Below are 7953 nucleotides of genomic sequence, written 5' to 3'. Positions count from 1 at the left end.
GGGGCCGTCGCGTTCGGGGTCGACGCCCTCTCCGGCGACGCGGACGCGCGGCACGGCGCTCCGGTCCGGGTGGGGCGTGATGGCCTTGAACTCCCCCTGCGCCACTAGGCGGGCCACGGCCGGTGAGACCGCGAAGCCGCCGGTGAGCAGGGCGCTGCCCTCGAGGGCGGCGCGCTGGCGCAGGACCTCTCGGACATGCGGGTACGGCGCGCGCGGTTCGTCGTGAAGGTCGTCACCGTCGTCCCACCACGCGGCCAGGCCACAATTCTGCAGCGGGGCGAACGCCGCGGCGCGGGTGCCGATGACGATGTCGACGTGCCCGCGCAGCACCTTCAACCACGCGGTGTACCGCGCCTGGGGGCCCTGATCGGCGGTGAGCACGACGTGCCGGCCCCGACCGACCAACTCGGTCAGCGCGCCGTCGACCCGGTAGACGTCACGACGATCCGGCAGGACGATCAGGCTCGAGCGACCCCCGAGGTGCGTGACGACGGCCGCCTGGGCCAACGCCGCCGGCCAGTCCTGATCCCCCGACGGGGCCGGTAGCGCGTTCCACACTGCCCGTGGGGCCTCACCGCCCGCCACGCGTCGGAGGAATGCCGCGCCGGCCGGGTAGCGCCGCCACGCCGGTGGGCCGGACTCGCCCCAGGTGATGCGGTCCCCATCCAGCTCGGGCTGTTCGGGTGCCTCGGTCGCCAACGCCTGCTCGGCACGCGCATGCCGCGGGGGGATGGCCAGGCGCAGCACGTCGCCGACCGACCCGGCGCAGCGGGCGGCCACCGCCGTGGCGAGGTCGAGCAGTGCCGGAGTGAGCACCACCTCGGGTGAGACGACGCGGCGCAGCGGGCTGAGTTTGCCGTCATGGTCGGCGTGGGGCTTGCGGGCCACGACGTAGCCGGGCAGGTCACGCCCGGCGAAGCGCACCTTGACGCGCACCCCGGGTTGGGCGGCCTCGTGCTGGTCGGCCAGGACGAGGTAGTCGAAGGGTCGGTCGAGGTGAGACAGCCCGGTCTCGACGAGCACCTCGGCGACGGGATCGACGGGCGCGAGATCGGAGCGCCGATCACCCACCGTCGCCGGCGGCGGTGGGTGATCGCGCACGACGAAGCGCAGCAGGGCGAGTTGCTGCGCTCTGTCGTGGGGCGAATCGGGGCCGTCGGTCATGTCGGCCAACCTAGCGAGGCGGACCGACATCGCTTCACGAACTGATGGCGCGCTGCAGTTCCTCGACCCGGTTGGTCTCCTCCCAGGTGAAGGAGGGCAGCCCGGCCTTGGTCGTGCCGCGGCGGCCGAAGTGACCGTAGGCCGCGGTCGGGGCGTAGATCGGGCGGAGCAGGTCGAGGTCCTCGATCAGGGCCATCGGGCGCAGGTCGAAGACCTTGCTGATCGCGTCGCGGATCGTGTCTTGCGGCGTCGTCTCGGTGCCGAAGGTCTCCACGTACAGCCCCACCGGGTTGGCCTTGCCGATGGCGTACGACACCTGCACCTCGCAGCGCTCGGCCAGACCGGCGGCCACGACGTTCTTGGCGACCCACCGCATGGCGTAGGCGGCCGAGCGGTCGACCTTCGACGGGTCCTTGCCCGAGAACGCGCCACCACCGTGGCGGGCCATGCCGCCATAGGTGTCGACAATGATCTTGCGGCCCGTCAGTCCGGCATCGCCCATGGGTCCGCCGATGACGAACTTGCCCGTCGGGTTGATGAGCGCGCGGTACCCGTCGGTGGAGATCGTGCCGCCCTGCTCCGCGAACTCGGCCAGGACCGGGTCGATGACGTGGGCGCGGATCTCGGGCTCGAGCTGCCCGCGCAGGTCGATGCCGTCGGCGTGCTGGGTCGAGAGCACGACGGTGTCGAGGCGCACGGCCCGGTCGTTGTCGTACTCGATGGTGACCTGGGTCTTGCCGTCGGGGCGCAGGTAGGCGAGCTCGCCGCTCTTGCGCACCGCGGTGAGCCGCTCGGCGAGGCGGTGGGCCAGGTGGATCGGCAGCGGCATGAGCTCGGCGGTGTCCTTGGACGCGTAGCCGAACATCAGGCCCTGGTCGCCGGCGCCCTGCTTCTCCTTCGGGTCGACGCCGCCGGTGCGGGTCTCGAACGCGGTGTCGACGCCCTGGGCGATGTCGGGGCTCTGCTGGCCGATGGAGATCGACACGCCACAGGAGCGGCCGTCGAAGCCCTTGTCGGAGGAGTCGTAGCCGACCTCGTTCGCGACGAGGTTGCGGATCAGCGCGGGGATCTCGACGTAGGCGCTGGTCGTCACCTCACCGGCGACGTGCACCAGACCGGTGGTGACCATGGTCTCGACCGCGACACGCGCGTGGGGGTCCTGCTCGAGGATCGCGTCGAGGATGTTGTCCGAGATCTGGTCACAGATCTTGTCGGGGTGGCCCTCGGTGACGGACTCGGAGGTGAACAGGCGACCGGACACGCGGACTCCCTCGGTGTGACGATGGTGGACGGCGGACCCATCGGTCCGCAGAGAACGACAATAGACGACGAAGTCGGGCGGACCGACGACGCCGGGTTACGCCTTCGGCAGCAGCGTGCCCACGACGTCCCACACGACACCGGCGATGACGTGCTTGTTCGCCGGGCCGGCGACGATCTCGTCGTCGGAGTCTCGCTGCAGCACATGCACGGTGTTCTCGTCCTGGCCGAACGTCGTGTCGACCCCGACCTCGTTGACGACGAGCACGTCGCAGCCCTTGCGGGCCAACTTCTCGCGCCCGTGTTCGAGCACCGACTTGTTCGCGTCTCCGGTCTCCGCGGCGAACCCGACGATGATCGGGCTGGGGGCATGCCCGCGGTCGGCGACGAGCCCGGCGAGGATGTCGGGGTTGCGCACGAGTTCGACGGTCGGTGCGGCGTCGGGATCGGCCGGGTCGTGGGTCTTCTTGATCTTCGCGTCGACGTAGTGCTTCGGGCGGAAGTCGGCTACCGCGGCGGCCATGACGATGACGTCGGCCTCATGGGCGCGGGAGGTCACCGCCTCCTGCAACTCCAGCGCCGACCCGACCCGGATGCAGGTCACGCCCGCCGGCACAGGTTCGGCCGAGTTCGCCGAGAGCAACGTCACCTGCGCGCCGCGGCGCGCGGCGACGTCGGCGATCGCGTGGCCCTGCTTGCCGGAGGATCGATTGCCCAGGAATCGCACGGGGTCGAGGGGTTCGCGGGTGCCACCGGAGGTGACGATGACGCGCCGGCCGGCCAACGGCCCGGCCGCGTTCGACGCTCCGGCACCACTCGACGCTCCGGCGTGGGCCGCGGCGAGGGCCTCGTCGTGGATGCGCTCGGGTTCGGGCAGACGCCCCGGACCGGTGCCCTTGCCGGTCAGCCGCCCCGAGTCGGGCTCGACGACCGTGACGCCCCGGGCCCGGAGGGTCGCCACGTTGGCGACGGTGGCCGGGTGGTCCCACATCTCGGTGTGCATGGCCGGCGCCAGCACGATCGGACAGCGGGCGGTCAGCAGGACATTGGTGAGCAGGTCATTGGCCAACCCCGTCGCCGCCCGCGCGAGCAGGTCGGCCGTCGCGGGGGCGACCACGACGAGGTCGGCCTCCTGCCCGATGCGCACGTGGGGCACATCGGTGATGTTGCTCCACACATCGGTCTGGATCGGCTTGCCCGACAGCGCCTCCCACGTGGGGGCGCCGACGAAGCGCAGCGCGTTGTCGGTCGGGACGACGGTGACGTCGTGACCCTCCTCGGTGAACAGTCGCAGCAGCAGCGCCGCCTTGTACGCGGCGATCCCGCCGGTGACACCGAGGACGATCTTCACGCCTCACCCTTCCCTCGAGGTGCGGTGGTGCCGGGGCCTCAGGCCTCCGTCGGCTCCATGGTCAGCAGGTCGGAGTCGATCTCGCGCAGCGCGATGGACAGCGGCTTGTCGGCGACGTCGGAATCGACGAGCGGGCCGACGTGCTCCAGCAGGCCCTCCTGCAGTTGGCTGTAGTACGCGTTGATCTGGCGGGCACGCTTGGCGGCGTAGATCACCAGGGCGTACTTGCTGTCGGCGTGCTGCAGCAGGTCGTCGATCGGCGGCTTGGTGATGCCGATCGGGTTGGCCTGGGTGCCGGAGCCGATGAACTGCTCGGCGGACTTCTCCGGGGTCACGGACACGTGTGGGTCACTCCTGTTTCAGTGGGATTCCATCAAGTGTACGAGTTCCTCTGCCGCACGGCGAACATCGTCGTTGACGATGGTCACGTCGAACTCGTCCTGGGCGGCCAGTTCGACCCGCGCCGTGGCCAGTCTGGCCTCCCGCTCGGCCTCGGTCTCGGTGCCGCGACCGACGAGCCGTTTGACCAGTTCGTCCCAGCTCGGCGGGGCCAGGAACACGAACAGCGCGTCGGGTGCGCTCTGGCGAACCTGCCGCGCGCCCTGCAGATCGATCTCGAGCAGGGCCATGCCGCCGCGGTCGAGAACCTCGTCGACCGGTGTGCGCGGCGTGCCGTACGACGCGCGACCGTGCACGACGGCGTGTTCGAGCAGTTCGTCGTCACGGACGAGGTCGTCGAACTCGTCGTCGTTGATGAACCGGTAGTGGACCCCGTCGACCTCACCGGGGCGGGGGTTGCGGGTCGTCACCGACACCGACAGCCACACCTCGGGGTGGTGCTCCCGGATGTACGCCGACACCGTGCCCTTGCCGACGGCGGTGGGCCCCGCCAGCACGACGAGGCGATGGCGACGCGGGGAGGAGTTGGGCGAGTCCACGACCATCCTTGGCGACCGGTCAGGCCTTCTCGAAGATCTCGACGAGGGCAGCGATCTGGTTCGCGCCCAGACCGCGCACGCGACGCGACTCCGAGATCCCGACCTCGGCCATGATCTGCCGGGCCCGCACCCGACCCACGCCCGGCATGGACTCCAGGAGCGCGGTGACCTTCATCTTGCCGATGACCTCGTTCGTCTTGCCCTGCGCGATGACCTCGGAGATCGAGCCGCGAGCGTACTTGAGGCGGTGCTTGACCTCGGCCCGCTCACGCCGCACGAGGGCGGCCTTCTCCAGGGCCGCGGCGCGTTGTTCCGATGTCAGGGTGGGAAGTGCCACTGGTCGTCCTTCTCTCAGGCGCAGTACAAGGGGGGATTCCGATCGGCTGGGCCACCGACGGCGCGTGCTGCGCAGGGCTAACCTAGCCGCCGCCACACCCGCGACACGCCGGGGGTCACCTCAACGGAGCACGGTGGCCAGGGCCTCGCCGACGGCCGCCGCCCGAGCCCGCAACGCGGCCACCTCCGGGCCGGCCTGGAGCACGTCTCGACTGCTCGCCGCGAGCACCTGCCGGCGGGCCGGGCCGAAGACCTGTTCGGCGTCCGAGGCGGTCGCGCCCTGCGCCCCGAAACCCGGTGCCAGCAGGGGGGCGTTGGCGGCCACGAGGTCCAGACCGAGGTCGCCGACCGCCGACCCGACGGTCGCGCCGATGACCAGCCCGATCGAGCCCAACTCCCCCGCCGCGGCCGCGGCCGAGTTGTCACCGGTGACGCCGTCGACGACGTGCCCGGCCACGGACCGACCATCCCGCTGCGCGTGCTGCACCGCCGGGCCATCCGGGTTGGACGTCAGCGCCAGGGCGAACACGCCGCGCCCCGTGGCCAGGGCCAGGTCGATCGCCGGGCGCAGGGAGCCGTACCCGAGGTAGGGGTTGACGGTGATCGCATCGACCGGGGCCGGAGCGTCGTCGGCCAGGAACGCCGCCGCGTACGCCTCCATCGTCGTGCCGATGTCGCCACGCTTGACGTCGAGGACAACGATCGTGCCGGCCGCACGCAACTCCTCGGTGGCCCGTTCGAGCAGGGCGATCCCGCGGGCGCCGAAGACCTCGAAGAACGCCGATTGGGGCTTGACCGCGGCCACCGTGCCGGCGAACGCCTCGACACAGGTCAGGGTGAACCGCTCGAGGCCACTGATCGTGTACGGCAGACCCCAGCGCTCGACGAGCGCGCGGTGCGGGTCGATGCCGGCGCACAGCGGGCCGTGGGTGTCCATGGCCGCGCTGAGCCGCGCGCCGAAGGGCAACGGAGCCTCGTGGGCCGCGGGCGTCTGGCGCATCAGGCGGTCCTCTCGTGGGCGATGCCGACGACGTCGGTGAATCGGGTGAAGCCGTGCCCGGCGATGAGGTCGGCCACTTGGTCGCGCACCCGGATCGGCGCGGTCGGGTCGTTGAAGATCGCCGTGCCCACCTGGATCGCGCTGGCTCCGGCCGCGACGAGTTCGAGCGCGTCCGTGCCCGTGCGCACTCCCCCGACGCCGAGGATCGGGGCGAGCGGCAACCGACCGGCCCGCATCGCGGCGTGCACCTGCCAGATCGCCCGCACCGCAACCGGCCGGATCGCCGGTCCGCTCAGCCCGCCGGTCACGCCCGCCAGATGGGGGCGGAGCCGCTCGGTGTCGATGCCGATGCCGAGCAGGGTGTTGATCATCGTCAGGCCGTGCGCGCCCGCGTCGAGCGCGGCGTCGGCGATCTCGACGATGTCGGTGACATCCGGGGTGAGTTTGGCGAACAACGGCACCGAGTGCGGTGCCTCGGCCCGCACGAGCGAGATGACCTGTCGTGACGACTCCGGGGCACACGCGAACACCAGCCCGCGGTTGGCGACGTTCGGGCAGGAGATGTTCACCTCGATCGCGGCAACGCAGTCGAACGCCTCGGCGGCGACGAGGCTGCGGGTCACGGTGGCGAACTCCGCGGCTGTCGACCCGGCGATCGAGACGATGACCCGCGCCCCGACGGAGCGCAGCCACGGCAGGTCCTTCTCGATGAAGGCGTTGATGCCCGGGCCCTGCAGCCCGATGGAGTTGAGCATGCCCGAGTCGGTCTCGGCCATGCGCGGCGTCCCGCGACCCGACTGCGGGTTCGCCTTGACCGACTTCGTCACGAACGCGCCGAGCTGCGCGACATCGATGAAACGGTGCAGCTCCGGGCCGTTCGCGGCGCACCCGGAGGCGGTCATGATCGGGTTCGCGAGCCGGGCTCCGGCCAGGTCGACGGACAGGTCGACGGCAGCGGCGGTGACCATCAGGACTCCCCCTCCGGTAGCGGGTCGGAGCCGGCCCATCCGGGCGAGCCGAGCGCGTCGTCGGGGACGTGACAGATCCCGTCAGTCCACGCGTCCCAGCGCACGCGATCGCCGCGGAACACCGGACCACTCAGACACGAGCGCACCATGCTCGTCACCCCGTCGTCGTCGGCGATCGGCATGACACAGGTCATGCACACCCCGACGCCGCAGGCCATGGCCTCCTCAACGGCGACCTGCGCGACGATGCCGCGCGCGGCCGCGAGCTCACTGATGGAGCGCAGCATGCCCATCGGCCCACACCCGTACACGACCGCGGCCGACGAGCGCTCGAACACCTCCGGCAGCACGTCGCTGACCCAGCCCTTGACCCCGGCCGAGCCGTCGTCGGTGGTGATGGTCACGCCGTCGGCGGCGGTGCGCGCCAGGGCCGCGCCGAACAGGCGGGCGTGGGTGGCCGCCCCGAGCACGATCTCGACCGGGCACCCGCGCTCCCGTAGCGCCTGCGCGAGCCAGAACAACGGAGCCGAGCCGTACCCGCCGCCCACGAGGACGCACGGTACGGGCGAGGTCGGCAGTGGGAACGGCTTGCCGAGCGGGCCGATGAGGTCGATCGAGGTACCGGCCGGCTGCGCGGTGAGCCACTGCGTCCCGGCGCCGGCTGCGGACACGACGACCTCGACGGTGTCGCCGTACGTGCCGGCCGGGGTCACCTGGTGGATCGAGAAGGCCCGGCGCAACAGTTTCGACGACGTGGCGTCGCCGATCGCGACGGCGATGAACTGCCCCGGTCGGGCCAGGTCCGCGATCCCCGGAGCGACGAAGGTCAGGTGCTGGTAGGCCCCGACCGGGCGCGTGGCGACGAGTTCGGCCTGCACCTGGATGACCCCGGCGCCCTCCCGCGCCGCGATCGTCCGGGTCCGCTCGGTCACGCCG

General features: G+C 71.5%; 9 protein-coding genes. All 9 read right to left on the bottom strand.

Annotated features, from left to right (window positions below; all coding sequences use genetic code 11):
- Positions 1-1164 (bottom strand): primosomal protein N' family DNA-binding protein (locus KD1_RS09310; RefSeq protein ID WP_502690819.1); only part of this gene is annotated, 1164 nt, incomplete at its 3' end.
- 34 nt (positions 1165-1198) lie between these two features.
- Complete coding sequence (metK, locus tag KD1_RS09305; RefSeq protein WP_068400911.1) at positions 1199-2425, bottom strand: methionine adenosyltransferase; 1227 nt, start codon at positions 2423-2425, stop codon at positions 1199-1201.
- 96 nt (positions 2426-2521) lie between these two features.
- Complete coding sequence (gene coaBC / locus KD1_RS09300) at positions 2522-3775, bottom strand: bifunctional phosphopantothenoylcysteine decarboxylase/phosphopantothenate--cysteine ligase CoaBC (RefSeq protein WP_068400907.1); 1254 nt, start codon at positions 3773-3775, stop codon at positions 2522-2524.
- A gap of 38 nt (positions 3776-3813) precedes the next feature.
- Positions 3814-4116 carry a DNA-directed RNA polymerase subunit omega gene (gene rpoZ / locus KD1_RS09295; protein WP_245627342.1) on the bottom strand — a complete coding sequence of 101 codons (303 nt, stop codon included), beginning with the start codon at positions 4114-4116 and terminating at the stop codon, positions 3814-3816.
- Positions 4117-4134: 18 nt separating this feature from the next.
- Positions 4135-4713 (bottom strand): guanylate kinase, encoded by a 579-nt coding sequence (gene gmk, locus KD1_RS16580; RefSeq protein WP_245627341.1) that lies wholly within the window; start codon positions 4711-4713, stop codon positions 4135-4137.
- A 19-nt stretch (positions 4714-4732) separates the two neighbouring features.
- Positions 4733-5050, bottom strand: a complete 318-nt coding sequence (gene mihF / locus KD1_RS16575) for an integration host factor, actinobacterial type (protein ID WP_068400901.1) — start codon at positions 5048-5050, stop codon at positions 4733-4735.
- Positions 5051-5170: 120 nt separating this feature from the next.
- Positions 5171-6049, bottom strand: a complete 879-nt coding sequence (gene pyrF / locus KD1_RS09280; RefSeq protein ID WP_068400898.1) for an orotidine-5'-phosphate decarboxylase — start codon at positions 6047-6049, stop codon at positions 5171-5173.
- On the bottom strand, positions 6049-7017 hold the full coding sequence (locus KD1_RS09275) for a dihydroorotate dehydrogenase (protein ID WP_068400895.1): 969 nt from the start codon (positions 7015-7017) through the stop codon (positions 6049-6051). Before KD1_RS09275 ends, pyrF begins: the two co-directional genes overlap by 1 nt.
- On the bottom strand, positions 7017-7949 hold the full coding sequence (locus tag KD1_RS09270; RefSeq protein ID WP_245627340.1) for a dihydroorotate dehydrogenase electron transfer subunit: 933 nt from the start codon (positions 7947-7949) through the stop codon (positions 7017-7019). Before KD1_RS09270 ends, KD1_RS09275 begins: the two co-directional genes overlap by 1 nt.
- Between the last annotated feature and the right edge of the window lie 4 nt (positions 7950-7953).

It is taken from the genome of Kribbia dieselivorans NBRC 106261 (assembly GCF_001552435.1).
Classification (GTDB): domain Bacteria; phylum Actinomycetota; class Actinomycetes; order Actinomycetales; family Dermatophilaceae; genus Kribbia; species Kribbia dieselivorans.
The sequence above is the reverse complement of the archived record's forward strand: the minus strand, read 5'-3'. Positions and strand labels throughout refer to the sequence as shown.

Bases quoted from the DNA above. Each gene is read 5' to 3' on its own strand.
- pyrF (WP_068400898.1), bottom strand. From the start codon at position 6,049: ATGCGCCAGACGCCCGCGGCCCACGAGGCTCCGTTGCCCTTCGGCGCG.
- KD1_RS09275 (WP_068400895.1), bottom strand. From the start codon at position 7,017: ATGGTCACCGCCGCTGCCGTCGACCTGTCCGTCGACCTGGCCGGAGCC.